The sequence below is a fragment of the Planomicrobium soli genome (assembly GCF_003014655.1).
Lineage (GTDB): Bacteria > Bacillota > Bacilli > Bacillales_A > Planococcaceae > Planococcus > Planococcus soli_B.
Genome location: NZ_PYAT01000004.1, coordinates 128806 through 145331, shown reverse-complemented (window position 1 = coordinate 145331; position 16526 = coordinate 128806). Strand labels below are relative to the sequence as shown.

Annotated in this window: 9 protein-coding genes; 1 reads left to right on the top strand and 8 read right to left on the bottom strand. The window is 37.5% G+C overall.

Annotated features, from left to right (window positions below; genetic code table 11):
- Nucleotides 1-313 precede the first annotated feature (313 nt).
- The 5 genes from tagH to B0H99_RS06725 form a co-directional block, all read right to left on the bottom strand.
- Nucleotides 314-1102: a teichoic acids export ABC transporter ATP-binding subunit TagH gene (tagH, locus tag B0H99_RS06745; protein ID WP_106532890.1), complete on the bottom strand. Its 789-nt coding sequence runs from the start codon at nucleotides 1100-1102 to the stop codon at nucleotides 314-316.
- Between the two features lie 27 nt (nucleotides 1103-1129).
- Nucleotides 1130-1936: an ABC transporter permease gene (locus tag B0H99_RS06740; protein WP_106532889.1), complete on the bottom strand. Its 807-nt coding sequence runs from the start codon at nucleotides 1934-1936 to the stop codon at nucleotides 1130-1132.
- A 351-nt stretch (nucleotides 1937-2287) separates the two neighbouring features.
- The gene (locus tag B0H99_RS18140) at nucleotides 2288-4660 is read right to left on the bottom strand and encodes an SH3 domain-containing protein (RefSeq protein WP_281258865.1); all 2373 of its coding nucleotides are present in this window, start codon (nucleotides 4658-4660) and stop codon (nucleotides 2288-2290) included.
- A gap of 225 nt (nucleotides 4661-4885) precedes the next feature.
- Nucleotides 4886-5674: a glycerophosphodiester phosphodiesterase family protein gene (locus B0H99_RS06730; RefSeq protein WP_181313594.1), complete on the bottom strand. Its 789-nt coding sequence runs from the start codon at nucleotides 5672-5674 to the stop codon at nucleotides 4886-4888.
- A gap of 112 nt (nucleotides 5675-5786) precedes the next feature.
- A complete protein-coding gene (locus B0H99_RS06725) occupies nucleotides 5787-9158 on the bottom strand; it encodes a CDP-glycerol glycerophosphotransferase family protein (RefSeq protein ID WP_181313593.1) in 3372 nt (1123 codons plus the stop codon).
- Nucleotides 9159-9500: 342 nt separating this feature from the next.
- On the opposite strand from B0H99_RS06725, the gene B0H99_RS06720 reads away from it, so the two are divergent.
- Nucleotides 9501-11036, top strand: a complete 1536-nt coding sequence (locus tag B0H99_RS06720) for a glycosyltransferase family 2 protein (RefSeq protein ID WP_181313592.1) — start codon at nucleotides 9501-9503, stop codon at nucleotides 11034-11036.
- 67 nt (nucleotides 11037-11103) lie between these two features.
- Here the strand turns inward: B0H99_RS06720 and B0H99_RS06715 are convergent, their stop codons facing one another.
- From B0H99_RS06715 to B0H99_RS06705, 3 genes are all read right to left on the bottom strand, one after another.
- On the bottom strand, nucleotides 11104-12045 hold the full coding sequence (locus B0H99_RS06715) for a glycosyltransferase family 2 protein (RefSeq protein ID WP_106532885.1): 942 nt from the start codon (nucleotides 12043-12045) through the stop codon (nucleotides 11104-11106).
- A 53-nt stretch (nucleotides 12046-12098) separates the two neighbouring features.
- Nucleotides 12099-13625, bottom strand: a complete 1527-nt coding sequence (locus tag B0H99_RS06710) for a DUF6056 family protein (RefSeq protein ID WP_146137246.1) — start codon at nucleotides 13623-13625, stop codon at nucleotides 12099-12101.
- Nucleotides 13626-13873: 248 nt separating this feature from the next.
- Nucleotides 13874-16270, bottom strand: a complete 2397-nt coding sequence (locus B0H99_RS06705; RefSeq protein ID WP_106532883.1) for an N-acetylmuramoyl-L-alanine amidase family protein — start codon at nucleotides 16268-16270, stop codon at nucleotides 13874-13876.
- Nucleotides 16271-16526: the final 256 nt, after the last annotated feature.

The following is a 16526-nucleotide window of genomic DNA, read 5'->3' as shown; positions in this document are numbered from 1 at the left end:
ATTTGACCCATACTTTTAACATAATTTGTAATGTAATCACTCATATGGATTCGAGCTTTTATAACTCTATCATAGAGTATCATTTTTTTGATTGTGCAAAATATCCTGACTTTTTTTCTTATATTACAAAAAAATTAAAAGTTCATAGGCTAAAATACCCGTTAATTGTAATTATTGAAATTTGTTAATTTGTCTGAATATCAATCTTTTAGCACAAAAAAAGAGTTCAGACCAAATTTTGGTCTGAACTCTTCTTCGATTTTTCCTTTTATTATGGGCCGGAAAGATCCGATTGGCCGGCTCTATCAAAAACTTATCCTTCTCTTCTTTTGGCAGTTTCCTGGCGAAACGCTTCTTGCTCTTTTTTGGAAAGCTTCTTGTACTGGTCAATGAACTCTTCATATTCTTTCATGATTTCTTGTGTCGGTCCGTACTTTTTTAACTTGCCGCCTTCAAGCCAAGCAACTTTCTGGCAGAATTTTTTTACTTGTCCAAGATTATGGCTGACGAAAAAAATAGTTTTGCCTTTATCTTTGAATTCGTTCATGCGATCCAAACTTTTATTGGTAAAGGTTTGGTCTCCCACCGATAAAGCTTCATCAATCACCAGAATATCGGGATCAGCAGAGACGCTGATGGCAAAGCCTAATTTCGACTTCATCCCGCTCGAATACTTTTTAACCGGTTGATAGATAAAATCGCCAAGTTCGGAGAAAGCGACAATTTCCGGTGTCAAACGTCTAATCTTCTCCTTACTGAAACCCATCAATAAACATTTGAACTCAATATTTTCCATACCGGTCAGTTCATTGTTAAGCCCAGCATTGATCGCAATAACATGCGTATTGCCTTGTTTAATGATTTCCCCTGTTGTTGGCGGCACGATTCCTCCGATCATATTGCTGAGGGTCGATTTTCCAGAGCCGTTGATGCCCACTAAACCGATAACATCCCCTTCATATGCAGTCAGCGAAACATCGTCTACGGCGTTAAAATTTTTGCCGGCTTTTCCAGGAAGAAGCAAATCTTTTAATTGCTCTTTTTTCGAGCGGTACATGCGGTATTTTTTGGATACATTTTTTACTACTACAGCTTCTTTCATATTAACACCTTTCCCACTAGCGTCTTTTTAAATAAAGTCTGAAAAACGGTTTCTGAATTTAAAGTGAGCTGCCGATCCTACTAGCAATAAGAAGAAAATCAACCCAAGGTTATATAGGGTCATTTCCCATTGCTCTGTGATATACCATTCGTTGTATAGAAGCGACGCGCGGTAGCCATTTGCCAAATAATAGAACGGGTTTAGCATCATGAATGGTTGTATGACATCGGGCAAACGTTCAGTTTGCCAAAGAATCGGTGACATGAAAAACATGATGCGCAGCGTTGACTGGACGACCATCTGGATGTCCCGCACTACTACGGCAAGCGTCGATGTCAAAAGCGTAACCGCAAAAGTGAACAAATACGAGATGCCAATAAAATAAATCAATTGAATATAGTAAATCGATGGCAAATAGCCATTAAGCCAAAAGACGATCATCAATAGTGACAATAAGAATAGATGTCCATAAAGCTTGCTCGTGATGATATAACTAGGCAGCGTTGATAACGGAAAATTCATCTTCGCAACAAGGTTGAATTTTTGATGGATCGATTTTGTGCCATCCAGAATTCCTTGGTTCATGAAGAACCACATGGATATACCTGCCAGCATCCAAAAAACAAACGGAACACCATCTATCGGTTCATTCCCTCTTAAACCTAAACCGAAGACAAACCAATACATCGCCATCTGAATACCTGGATTCAATATTTCCCAAGCAAATCCCAATACATTGTTGCGGTTTTCTATTCTAATATGGAATGTCGCTAAACGCTGGATCAAATAGATTGATTCTATTTGTTCTTTCAAGATTTTAAACAATGGCTTCATATTTTTCCTTCCTCAATTCCAAATAGCTTAGCAGAGAATAAGTTAAGGAACTTTCTCGTTCTAAACTTTCACTAAGTTTCTTATCATTTGTGTTATTTTCTATTTTTGACTGCTAAATTTAACGGTTTTGATCCTCTTTACTTCCTCAAGTATTATAGCATATAAGAGAATTGGAGGCTTTCTGGAACTTGTCGATTCTGCGATAATTTAGCAAAACAACTGTTTTTTTAACAAGCAATCTAATGAATTACTATAACAAACCAAGTGGTCAGTGGCAATCTGATTCTTGAATAACAAAAAAGGAAACCTGGTGCTGTGACTGCCCACCGGGTTTCCTTTAAATTAATCGTATTATTTCACTGTAATATATTCCGTTCCATTTTTGCCGCCGCTAACCCAGGCAGCCTTGCCATTATAAGTGATTTTGTACCACTCGTTGCTTCTGATCAGTTGGTTGCTGCTATCAATAGCAGCTGGCAGCAATGTTCCGGTATCCACCTTTCCTAAAGAAGCTGATGTAGCTTTAGAGTCAGTCCGAACGTTCAAGCCATTCGTCTTCACTTCCAACAAGTTCAGTAAATCTACATAGTCAGCGCTGGCCCAGCCCATCGTGCCGCTGTACTTCACTTGATACCAATTGCCGTCTTTTTGAAGAACATCAAATTTAGCTTTAACTGGAATCGTTTTAAGTATTTTTGAGTTGCTCGTAGTTGGTTTATCTCTTAAATTCAATTCTATTGTTGCGGTATTGATGCCGTAAATCCCCGCTGGATACGTTGTAGGTTTCACCACTAAATAAGCGGCAGGATCGCCCGAAGAAGCAGGCTGGCTTCCGTACTGGGGCACATCAAAGATTAAAACAAAGTTGTCCACTAATTTATAAAGCTGTTCAATTCGTGCAGTTTGTTTGATTGACCAGCCTATATCTGTCGCGTATTGTTGAGTTCCCGTCTTCGCTGGATTCCAACGCATTTTATACAGCGTGTCTTGCCCCCGCGCGATGTAAGTCCGGATAAAATCTGCTCCTCCAACGATAGCCGCTTCCGGTGTGAACCAGCCTTCATCAAAAGCTCGCTTGGCTCCACAAGATTCCGGACAATCGTCAGTGGCGCCAATTCCATACATATTGTAGACCGTATAAGCCGCGTCTTTCTCACTTACCATTTTTCCAGTTATATCTACTGGGATTCCCTTAGCCAATACTGAACTGCCGTTTCCGGTTTCCAGCAACGCATGGGAGATCAAATAAGCTTCGTTCACATTGTATTTTTTCCCTGCGTCGATGAACGCCTGGGCTTTTCCAGTCAAGATGCCATGATTAAATAATATTTTTTGGTTTACCTCGTTTGCATTAAGGCCAGCCGGCTGCGATAACACCAGGAATTGATAATAGTTGGTTGTATTTTCCTTGAAGTTTGCCGGATTCGCGTAATATTCCACTTGGCTTCTTGAAGCATTCATCCATCCTCCGGTTGTTCGGGAAACTTGTGGAGGGTCCGACAAGTTCATCTGAATATCAACGACATTCTTGAAATTTGTTGGATATGAAGTTACTGTAGTCAAAATACGGTCTTTGCTTATATCGTCATTATGGACATAAGCTGTAACTTCTTTTCCGTTTACTGTCACTTTTGTTTTAAACCAGTTAGGTGAGAATGTTTCCAGAGCGAACTGGTTTGGTTTTGAGTAGGTTGTCAGAACTTTTGCGTTTCTAGAAGCCAATGCATAAACGTTTGTCGGAGTTTTTAATGCAACACCGTTTAAGGACTCGCTTCCGTTATTTATCCCTTCGGTATGGCTTGTATGGATATATCCGATAGTTTTTACTCCATTTAGATAAATAGTCGCTTGATACCATTGGCTCGTAAACGTTTTATAACTTAAAATCGCGCCCGCCGCATATGTTTTTAATTGCTTTGAATTAATAGAAGCGCGCGAGTAAATTGCGGTTGGACTTTTTAAGCCGATACCTTTTAAACTGGTTTGCTGTTCTAGTGCATCTTCAACATGTGAGCTATGAATATAACCTATTGTTTCCTTGCCGCTTAAATAAATTTTTGCTTCATACCAATTTTCGCTGAAGGTTTTGTATTTCAATATTGTTCCTTCGCTATATGTTCTTAAAATATTTGAACTGGTTGCAGCTTTGGAATAAATTGCTGTCGCAGATTTCAACGCCACACCGCTTAAACTTTTTTGCTGCACAAAGCGATTTTCCACGGAGTTTTTAGGCAGATAAACTGTGGTTCTCTTTCCGCTCAGGATAACCGTTGCGCTATACCAGTTTTCACTGTACGTCTGATATTTAAGGATCGACCCTCCGCTGTACGTTTTTACTTTCTTGGAGCTTAGTGAAACAAAAGAATAGACGGCCGTTGGGTTTTTCAAAGCGATTCCGCTTAATGACTGTTGGACACTATCTAAGTTTTCAACATCCGCTTTACTGATAAACCCTCTTTTGCTTTGCCCATTGACTATAACTGTGGCTCTGTACCATTCATTGGAATAAGACGTATACTTTAAAACTGATCCTTGTCGGTAAGATTTGAGGACAGTCGAACTGCTGGATGTAGAACTGTAGATGTTGGTCGGATTTTTTAAAGCAATTCCCTTATAGGAGTCAGCTGCATAGCCAGTGTCAGCGTTAAAAAATACTGCACCTAGGCCAAGCAGCAACACCAAAATTATTGCCAAAATTTTTCTGTTTTCAATTATATTCTTCAAAAACACTTTCTCCTCCTTATCCCTTATATTCTTACCTATTTTTCTCTGTATCATAGGCACTAAATATTATGGTATTAAAAATAGGCGGATGTAAAGGGCATATAAGAACAAAGTCCGATTGCTGTCATATAATTACCAACTTACAAGAAATATTAAAAAACACTTGAATATTTATGCTTTCATACCTATCCTTTCCCTATCATTCTTTATCAAAAAAAAAACGCCTTATTCGGCGCTTTTCCTTTTTCCAGGCGAGAGCATATCAGTAAAAAATCCCCTTACTCCCATGTCCATATACGGTTCCATTTTTTCCATATCATTGAATGTGTACATGTATACATCGATTTGATTGGTTTTTAATGTTTTTACAAATTCTTCGTTTGTCCTGCTCCTTGATAAACTTACAACCCTGATATCGTGCTCCTTGCAAAAAACAGCTACGGATTCAGGTGTGTAGTCTTCACGCCCCACCACATAGATAAGGTCTTGAAAACCGAGTTGCCGAAAAACTTCAATATCACCTTCATAAAACAATTGAGGAATCAGCCGATCCATTAGCCCTTTTTTTGTTTTTTCAAGTGCTGCCTCCACCTTCCTGTATAACTCCCGGGTTTCCGCCACTGAAGAAACTTTTCCGTCCAGAATGAGATAGGCATCTTGATGCCGCTCCATCAATTCAAGCACTGCATTAAAATCCAAGGGAGTGTACTGTTCAAAGTAGAGGCTTTTCATAAAGTGATCATAGCTTAAGGGGCCTTCTTCAGGATTGAAATGTTGTCCGTATGTATTTTCCCATCCATGCCTGGCTATTAATTCGCCATCAGCTGTAATTGCTAAATCGATTTCAAAAAGGCGGTGGCCCTTTTGATAGCTTGCTTCAAAAGCTTCTAAACTATTTGTGTAAACCATTCCATCAATCCCGCCGGCAGCATGCGCTATAAGTGAATGCTGGGTCCAATTGTATGGCAGCCGATTTGAAATTTTCTTATTACCTTCATCAATTGCAAAAGACAATGTTCTCCTCATTCCTCTCTCTATTTTCTACACATTTACACAATAGCACACACATAAAACAGGCTGTTTGGCTCCTTTTGACCAGGAACCAAACAGCCTTTTTTAACTGCGTTTATTTGAAAACTCGTTCTACAACGCGTTTTGCTGCCTTTCCATCGTCCAGGTAACAAAAACGGTTTTTAGCTTCTTGATAAGTTTCTTTAAATTCTTCTTTTACTTGCTCGATATTTGCGATAGCATCATACAGCCTATCTTCTTCCAGACAAAGCGGCCCTGGTGCCTCTTGTTCAAAATCAAGATAAAAGCCTCTAAGCTTATCACGGTATTCTTCCAAGTCATACGTGTAGAATAAGATCGGCTTATCGGTATTCAGAAAATCAAAGAATACGGAAGAATAATCGGTAATCAGTATATCTGACATCAGCATCAATTCCTGAATGTCCGGATAAGCGGAAACATTCTTGATGGATTCCTTATAATCAACAGGGATTTTAAGTTTTTTGCTTATTACAACATGCAGCCGAACAAGCAATACATACTCATCTCCAAACCGCTCATGGAATTTTTGGAAATCCAGCGGAATATCGAGTGTAAACCTCTTCCCATTTGTTTGATTGTCACGGAACGTCATTGCGTAAAGAATAACCTTTTTATTTGGATCAATATTAAGTCTCGCTTTTAACTCTTCCGCTTTTAACGCCGAATCTTCCCGATAAAAAATATCGTTGCGCGGATAGCCTTCTTCAATGATTGAACCGGTATACTGGAATGCTGTCTTAAAGTTATCTGACGCATATTTGGATGGAGAAACTAAATAATCCCAGCTTTTTACTGCTTCTGAAACACGGTCTAAGTAGGTTTCATCTCTTCCCTGTATTTCTTCTATATCGTGCAGCATTCTCTTTAACGGTGTTCCGTGCCATGTCTGCAAATAGTCGGTCCCTTTTCTCTTCTTGATGTAAGTCGGAAAATTTTGGTTGTTGACCCAATACCTGGATGTAGCCAAATGGTAATAATAACTTGGGCTTAACCGTTTAATCACTTTGGTATTGTTGTAGTTTTTACCAAGCACTTTGTTATATGACCAAACATAATGCAAATCGCGGTTTTCTTCCTGCAAAGTTTCAAAAATCTCTTTCGGGCTGTCAGCAAAGTTTTTGCCGATTCCGCTTTCGAAAAACACTTTGTTCTTATCGATCGGCAGGAACGTTTTCATTAAAGAATACGCTTGTTTCATCACCGGGAAATAGTATTTGGATTTTCTGAATTTCCGGTAAACATCCAACAGCAATTCATTGTCTTTGATCACTTTGACGATATCCGTCTTTTTCTTAAAGTTAGTAGCTGCTTCAAAAATCCGCTTTGAGGCGTTTTGATCTTTATAGGCAATAAATTTATTCGCTTTTTCTTTATACACATCTTTCATGACAAAATTAGCATCGACATAGTTTTTTAGCGTATTGATCAGTGCATCTTCTTCATGGACAATATCGCCCGGCAAATCGTTATACATATCAATATGCGAGCCTCTTCTGCCAATAAACCGCAACATATCAAATTGATAGTAAATGACCGGCTTGTGCAGGAAACTGAAATCGAAAGCGACGCTGGAATAATCTGTTATCATCAAGATGCTTTCTTTAATAAGCCTTTGCACATCAACTTCGCCTTGGTAAATGATTTTGACATTCGGATTATCGAAATATGAAGAAAACATCTGCATGTTCGGATGCAGGCAAAAGACAACTTCGTACCCGTTTTCTTTGGAATGCCGCAGAAGTTCTTCGTTGTTGATCAGACTGTTATAGCGGGCAAAGTACTCACTTTCAAGAAATGATTCGATGTTTTGGATCCAGTCTCTCCAAGTCGGAATGATTAACACTTGTCTTTTCACTGGGACATCTTTAGCAAATAAGGCATCGAAACGTGAAAGCCCTGTTACAGCCACTTCACTTTTCTTATAGCCAAAATCCTTTGTAATGTACCCTTTTTCATAATCGGAACTTGTGATAAATAGGTCTGCATTGAACGTAGAAGAATCGACACCATATATATTATTCATGTTCTTTACACCCATGACGCCATGTTGCAGGAAAACACGTGTTGCACGGACAATGTTGCTAAAGGATTTTGTGCGCAGCGGGAACAAATAATTTGCATGATGTGATGACAAGATTTTAGTAGCAATAATTACATTTTTTATATGTTCTTTGGAGCCGAATTCTAAGACATTGCCCAGCGGCGCTACATTTGCACGCTCTGGAGAATCTTTTTGGATCACATAGTAAACATTTTTTTCAGGATGATTCTCTCTCATATATTTAAAGAAATGGAATCCTGTATCTTGCGCTTTATAAGGGCGTTCTCCTACTAACCAAATATCTTTTTTACGGTTCACCAATTGTTTCAGCCATGAGAATTTCCGGGCTTTTTTCAAATACTGGTAATTCTCTTCGAGAAACGGAAAGACTTCAAAAGATAAATTGGCTTTATAAAGTGTGTAATACGGATTCACAAGAAGAATGCCTTGTTCACTTTTACCAGCCAGCTCGCCAAAAAAGTGCTTAGCTCTAAAAGTCGGTCTGCCGACACGAATCCGCACTGGTTCTTGCGAAAACGGAATGGTCGCTTCGATAAACAAGTCGTAAATATCTTCTTGATAAGCTAAAAGATGATTAAAATCAATGTCCATATTAAACAGATAGATATTCTTTCCAAACTTTGTCCGGAAAGTACTTTCGTCACGCTCCAAGGCAACATCCGCAAAATACTCATTGACAGTAGTCCGTGATTTAAGAACAGCTCTGCAGTTGGTGATAGCGAAATAGCCCGTGTTCAAGCGCCCTTCAACTCTTACAGTATGTTTGGTTGTTTTAAGTTGTTCGACTTGTATTCTGGTTTTGCCAGAAACTTTTTCATCAAAGGCTGTAACAAAATAACCATGGCTGTTGATATACGTCAGCAACGAATGGCCATCAATTGAAACTTTTTGCAAGCCTTCGATGTCTGTATTCTTGAACTTGCCTAACCGCAAATCGCGTCTATAGGTATCGCCGTCTTGGACCCAACCAGTTTTGCTGTTTGCTTCTAGCTGTTCTTCTACATTTTTGGCAATGCGGCTTTGAAGCCCTTCAGAAGCCCGTTCCGTATCAACCAGCACCTCTGCGTACCAATGCCAGATGCCTACTCGTTCAGCTACTTCTTCTTCCGGCTCTATAATTGTTTCTAAAGCATCTTCAGATATAATCGGGTCCAATTCTGGAGTTTGTACAGAAATAAGATCTTCATTTTTTAAATCGGACAAAAAATGATTCTGGTATATTTCGAACAAAAAGTGGGATCCCGATTTGGTAACCGGGTATATTTTTTTCTCATTTGAATATGTATTTTCAAGGACAATATTGCGAATGGAGTATGCTTCAGTCAATTCCATCATGACTGATAGCTTATCGGCTGTTTGAGCAATCTTAATACCGGTTTTCATTATCATATTTCCTTTCTCTTGCCTTATATTTCTTAAACTTTTCTAATGGAATAAATTGAGTCTATAAGAAATTCAACCTTTATATTATAGCATAAATATAATATTCTGCAGCGAGCTAACAGAACTTCTTTCTTGTAATTCCCATTTTTAAAATAGTGAACCAAGCTTTACAAAACTTTAACCTTCTCGTCATATACTTTTGTTAGATTAGATAGATATGCAGCATACTATAACCTTTCCATTAAAAATTCTTCCTGCTGCTCTATTTCTTGTTTGAGCTAGCTAAAGAAAAGGGTAGTTATGCATAGTAGATATATAAAGCAAGTTTTAGGGGGCAAATTCATGGATCAAACACTTAGGCAAAAAGCCGCAAACTACATAACCAGCAATAAAGTGACCATTGTAAATAATCCAAACTCATTTAAAAACAAGTTTTTTAAGCCAAAAGCCAATAAAATGATAACCGTAGTTACACCAGCTTATAATGCAGAACAATTTATTGAAAAAACAATGGACTCTGTACTTGCTCAAACGCTAAACAAAGATCAAATTCAATATATTATCGTGGACGATTGTTCTTCTGACCATACTTCGAGCATCATCCGGGAATATGCTTCAAAATACGATCATATTTGCTTTGTGCAACTGCATGAAAACAGCGGATCTGCTGGATTGCCAAGAAACATCGGGATCGAATTAGCAACATCAAAGTATATTACGTTTTTAGACGCTGATGATTGGCTGGAAGAGGATGGGCTTGAGCGTTTATGCAAAATTTTAGAGGAAACCGGCGATGACTATGTTGTCGGAAAAACCATCAAATATGAGAATAGTGGACAAAGCATTATCGGCGAATTCGAATCCATAAGTGAACGCCGAAATGTTTCTCCGTTTGCTATCCCTTATTTTTTCTACCATATGGGCCCAAGAGCGAGAGCAGTAAGATTATCACTGTTGAATGAACACAATATCAGATTTCCTGAAATGAAATTTGGAGAAGATAAATCGTTTTTCATTGAAGTATTTCTGCATGCCAATTCCGTGTCTACCACTACCGCGCCCATTTATTACGTAAATCGGACTGCTGAAAACGACAGCTCGTTGACAAAAGTGACCACGGCCTTGGATAAACGTAAATTGGACCTTAAAATAGTCCACTATATCAAATCCTTGAATTTGGAAGTAGAAAAGGAAAAAATTATATTAAACCGAATTTACGAATATGATATCTTAAGGACCTTTGACAGCATGCTTTTTGCACGCTCCAAAGATAAAAAACCGTTTCTTGAATTCCTGAAAGAGACTGTGGCTACTACTACGGATTTAAGATACAACTTCAGAGAAGAGTTTAAAGTGCCACTGTACCGGACTGCTATCGATCTGTTCATGGAAGGCCGTGAAGATGACTTTATCAAACTCTTTGAATGGTACAAGTTTGATAAAACTAAAAAGCATGTGATTAAAGATTCCTTGGCTTATTATGAAGTTCCGTTTTTGCAAGATGCTTATCGTTTTATCCGTATTCCCATGCATGCAAGAGCATTGGATTCCTATATCATCAATAACCAATACGTTCAAACTTTCGAAATTTATGGCGATGATATAAACCATATTGATTCTGTATTGATTCGCGATCGGGCTGACTATAAAAATGAGCTTTTGTGTGATTTTCACATTCAAGGAAATTTCGGACAGTTTTCTGTAGATTTTGCGGAATTAAGCAAGTTGAACAAATCTTTCTGTACCGTCTTTGTAAGATTCAACGGGCATCAATTAATCAATATAAAGCGTATTGCTTCAGTGGAATTTAAAAATGAAGATAAATTGTTTAACTTCTATACTTCGAAAACAAATAATTTGAGCCTTTCGGTAAAATAAGAAAACGTTCTTAGGGTGAATTCCCTAAGAACGTTTTTTATATGGAGAGTTTACTTTTCTTTATTTATTACTTTAACGGAATATTGGTTTTATCGATAATAAAAGCCGGACGGCGTTTAACTTCGTAGAAAATTCTTCCCACGTATTCACCAATGACGCCTAAAGAAGTTAATTGGATTCCTCCCAAAAGCAAAATAGCAGAAATCATTGTAAAATATCCCGGCAAATCAATGCCAAAAAGCACAATGTTGACAAAAGAAAAGCCAATATAAAGCAAGTTTAAAAACATAATCAACAAACCTAGATAAATGAGCATGCGCAATGGTTTACTATTGAACGAAATCAATCCATCTATAGCGTAATTTAATAAGCTTAAAAAACTCCACTTGCTTTCCCCTGATATTCTCTCTTGGTTTTCATATTCAATTACTTTCTTTTCAAACCCGATCCAAGAAAAAAGACCTTTGGAAAACCGGTTATATTCAGGCATAGCCAGCAAAGAATCCACTGCACGCCGGCTTAACAAACGAAAATCTCCCATACCGTCGCCAAGCTCCACTTCCATAAGTGTATTAATTAAGCGATAGTAGGTTTTTGTAATCCATTTACGGGAAAATTTTTCACCTTTCCTGGATCGCCTTGCAATGACTTGATCGTAACCTTGTTCATAGTGATGAACCATTTCAAGGATTAGGTGCGGAGGATGTTGAAGATCGGCATCAATAATAATGACAATATCGCCATTACAATGCTTTAGCCCTGCAAGCATGCCTGCTTCTTTCCCGAAATTCCTAGTAAAAGAAATATATTTTACGGTTTCATCAATTGCCGCTAAATCATTGATTACACTTAACGTATTATCTACACTGCCGTCATCAATGAAAAGTATTTCATACGAGTATTTCTTTTTAAGCTCTTGATCATTCAATACTCTTTTTACTTCATTATAAGTATCAATCAAGGGGGAACTTTCGTTATAGCAAGGAATAATTAACGTTAGTTTTTTCATTTCGCATCTCCATTATTGAATTTCCTAATTTACTATTCTATAAAGCTTTAGCTTCATTCTTTTTTATCCCACTTCTCAAATGGAATAATGTTCAGCTCTGTTTCTTTTGGAATGTCATAGAACATTTTAAATGTTTTAGTATGATACATCTTTGGTTTCGGTGATGGCATCCAATGAAATTGCGGGAAAGGCAATTCCACTAAATCTATTTTTTGTTCCCCTTCGGCTACTTTTTCTTGTAAATTCACCAACCGTTCTCTACTAGTAATACCGTTCATCGAAAAAACAAATGCCAGAAAAATTACAGCTACCGCAACTAAAGGAACCAAAGAATACCTTACGTAAGATGAAATAACTTGTTTTTCTTGCAACAAGTAAGCAAGCAATTCCAGACTTAGCAATATCATGAATATATACGAAGCAAAAACGCATCTTGGACCAAACGGTGTGATAAAAACAAATGGCGCTACTAGAAATACTATAGCCGCTAAATAATATATGAGCCTAGTTTTATAGGAATGGTCTTTGACAAATAAAACGATAGCTCCGAAAACTGAAATCACAAATAGTATAGACAGTATAGCTTCAAAATCATTTGTATACTGACCTAAAAAATTCGGTTTTAGCGATCGTGTGATTACAAGCAGGTAAGCCATAGTAAGTGCATTCACAAATATCAGCAAAGGTTTCGCCACATATCTAATGGAAGTTTTCTCCGTTTTGAACCTTAGAATTAGAATTAATAGCAAGAGGCTTATAATAATAATTAAAAAACTGTTTTGCAAAAAAAGAAACTTGTAGATACTTTCAGAATAAACATAATAGATTTTTTCAAATAACCCCATGTTGGCAGTTGCTTCATTTTCTACAGTTCGATAGGCGTCACTGCCAGTTAATACTTTCAGATAAGCACTATTCGTGAACATAACGATGCTTCCCAGTAACACTGAAATCATATAACTGATATGTACCAGATAGACTTTCTTATGTTTTAAATAGGTGTAGATAATGACCCACACAGCCGTTACCACTGCAAAGATGGTTACATGTTCTACAATCAATTGCGTGCTTAGCCCTAATGGAATCATTAAAATCCAAAGTTTTTTCGAAAAAACTGGAGCTTCTTCACCATAGATATTTCTATTAAGGTATAGATAAACAAGCAATAAAGCAACTGATGGAACATAATTGATGAACCCAGCTGCCCAACCTAATGTTTGGGCAAATATTTTAACAGGCATTAGGGTAATTAGAAGAAATGAAAACAATAGCGAAACAATATTGCCATTATGATTAGTGATTTTACCGATTAAAATCACTAATAGTGTAGAAAAGAACGCAATGGTCAAATATCGAATTGCATCAAATCGAACAAGTATTAATTCGAAAATATTGCTTAAATACCGACCATTATAATCATTGAAATTATTGATAAAACGTTGTTTTCCAATATCTGTTCCCCAGGTCCAATCATCGCCTGTTAACGGAGTATTGAAGGAGATAAAGAGAAAAAACACGTATACGGCAAAAAAGGACAACCAGTGTTTCTTCCTAATTCTATTTTTTTGCAATCTTTCCACTAACTACACCTCGAATAAGTCTTATTTAATTTTAGCCTTCAGATACTTTAGCACAGGGGTCTTACTAATAACAACTACATTTCCACTAACTTCAATTTTAAAAGTTGCTTTTTATTGAAAACCCCAAAAAAAGGACAGATTATATTTCTGTATTCCCCATTTTCAAGTTAATACACACCAATTAATCATTAAAATTTACAAAAAAACGTTCCTGGAATTAGATTAATCCAATTCCAAGAACGTTTTTCCTATGTGAAAAATTTTAATATTCCAGCAAAAATCCCTTCTGCTGCACGTTGTTTATATTCCGCTAATTTTAATTTAGCGGCATCAATTGCATTATCGATAAAGCCAACCTCTACTAAAGCACTAGGTGCCTCTGTTTCGCGGATTACATGATAATTTCCTTGCGCTACGCGCCGGTCAGATAATCCCGTTTGTTCTACAAGGTTTTTTTGGATCTCGTTTGCTAACCGTTTACTTTCTTCCGCTTCGTGTTTATCGTACCAGAAAGTTTCGATCCCCTTAGCTGAACCATTAAAGGCGTTGGCGTGGATGCTTACAAATAGATCCGCATTTGAAGCGTTCGCTAACCGTGTGCGCTCTGCCAGTTCAAGGAAAATATCCGTTCTTCGAGTCATTAACACTGTGAACCCAGCATTTTGCAATAATTGTTCTACACGCAAACTGATATCCAATACTAAATCCTTTTCAACGATGCCATTTGCTGCAGCTCCTCCATCTTTGCCGCCATGGCCAGGATCTAGATAGACAACTTTTCCGTTAAGCATCGCGACATCGGCTTTATTGATATAACCAATGTGTGGTGTACCGTTGATGTAAAAAGTAGCCTGATACCAATTTGTTGTATAAGTTTTAAATATTAACTTTGAACCATATAAGTAAGTTCTTAAGACTGTTGATCCTGTTGAAGCTCTGGAATAAATCTTTGTCGGACTTTTAATCCCTATCCCATTCAATTTTACAGGCTTAGTGGTAATTTCCTCCACATCATCTTTATGAATGTATCCGACCTGCGCTTTTCCATTTACATATACAGTGGCTTCGTACCAGCTTGCTGTATATGTCTTATAGACAAGCTTTGTACCAAGACTATACGATTTCAAAATTGAAGCTTCGGTTGCTGCTTTGGAATAAATATTGGTCAGGTTGTTAAGGCCTATACCTTCAATTTTTTGAGGATTTGTTGTAATCAGCTCAACATCTTTTTTGTTAATATAGCCTGTCTGCGCTTTGCTGCTTACATATACTGTCGCTTTATACCATTGATCATTGTGTAGCGTAAAAGTCAGTATATGTCCCATTTTATAGGATTTTAACTTTGAAGCATTTTGGGATGTGGCATTGTAAACCGATACAGTGGGCGCGGCCGCTATCCCTTTCAGGGAAACTACATTTGCTTTTGAAGCCGGAGGGTCTTCAAGCTTTTTTGTATTTACATTTGCCGCCTTGATATATCCTGTTTGTGCTGCACCATTCAGAATGATCGTCACCTTATGCCAGTTGGAAGAGAAAGTCCTGTAAACCATCGCTTGGCCAAACTTATATGTTTTTAGAACTTTCGCTGCTGATGAGGGGGTTTCATGAACTTGCACGAGATCAACTACTGCGAAGCCATTGATCCTTTGCTCCGGCTTAAGCAAGTCAATATCATCTTTATTAATGAAACCTTTTTGAGCTTTTCCTGCAATATAAACGGTAGCGCTATACCATTCACTGTTGTATTGCTGGAATTTCATAATTTGTCCTTGCTTATAGGTCTTCAGCACAGAAGAACTTTTGCTGTTCTCTTTGTAAACGTTCGTAGTCTGATTAAGGCCAATTCCTTGTAAGGTCTGATTAACAGCAGTTGCGGTTGAAAATAGTGAAAAGGCTTGCTTGCTTACCGTCTGTGCCTCTTGAACTTTTTCAGTTTCTAACTTCTCATCTGCCTTAAGTGCTTCAGTTTCTTCCTGAGCCGCCTTTGGTTCTTCGGCTTCTTCGGTTTTTAAGGGTTCTGCCGAATCTTGCGCTTCTTCTGGTACTTCAATAATTTCTGCCGCCTTTTGTTCTAAAGCAGTATTTTCTTGAGACAATTCTTGTGTCAAAGAATCTTCAATCATTTCAGGAGTTGCGATTTCTTGAGTCAAAATCGCTTTTTTGCTTTCTTCAGATTCGACGATACTTGAATCTGTATTATCCGCACTTTCAACGGGCCCAGTTACCGAAGATTCTTCTTCAGGTATGTCTATATGATCCTCTGTTTCTGCAGCTTCTTCTGAAATCAGTGCATTTTCTGATTCTTTATCTGTATCACTATGTACTATAGTCGAAGTCCGGACAAAACCAGTCCATACAAGAGGTTCTTCATCGGGGGTTATTTGGATGTATCGAATCAGGGAAACAAGCTCTTTCTCTTCGATGAGTTCAACTGAAGTTTCATTTGGAATAGTAGTTGAAACTGTTTCTGCCGATTCGTCCTCAAAGAGTTCAATTTCATTGGTTTTTGATGAAGAGAGACTTACTTCAGGGTATGTAGTTTCCAGAAGTTCTTCTGATTCAGTTGCCAAAGCTTGGTTTGGCAATAGTTGCAACACCAGGAGCACAATTAACAAATGTACATTCACTTTAATATAAGCTGTCATTAAATCCTCCGTCTTTTTTATATTATTAGTCTTATTAATTAAATTTAAGTAAAATTTTTACACTAAATTAAGACTAATTATTCTAATCGTATCATATGTTTATTCAAGGCTAAAGAGGAAATTTTATTTTCCCTGCGGAATAGCTCCTAGTGTGAATACGTAATTTTCGTTACATAAATTCAATTTATTTGTTTTTTTTCTTGCCTTAAATGTTGAATTACCTAAGCGTCATCCATCTTTTTAAACAACAAAAAAA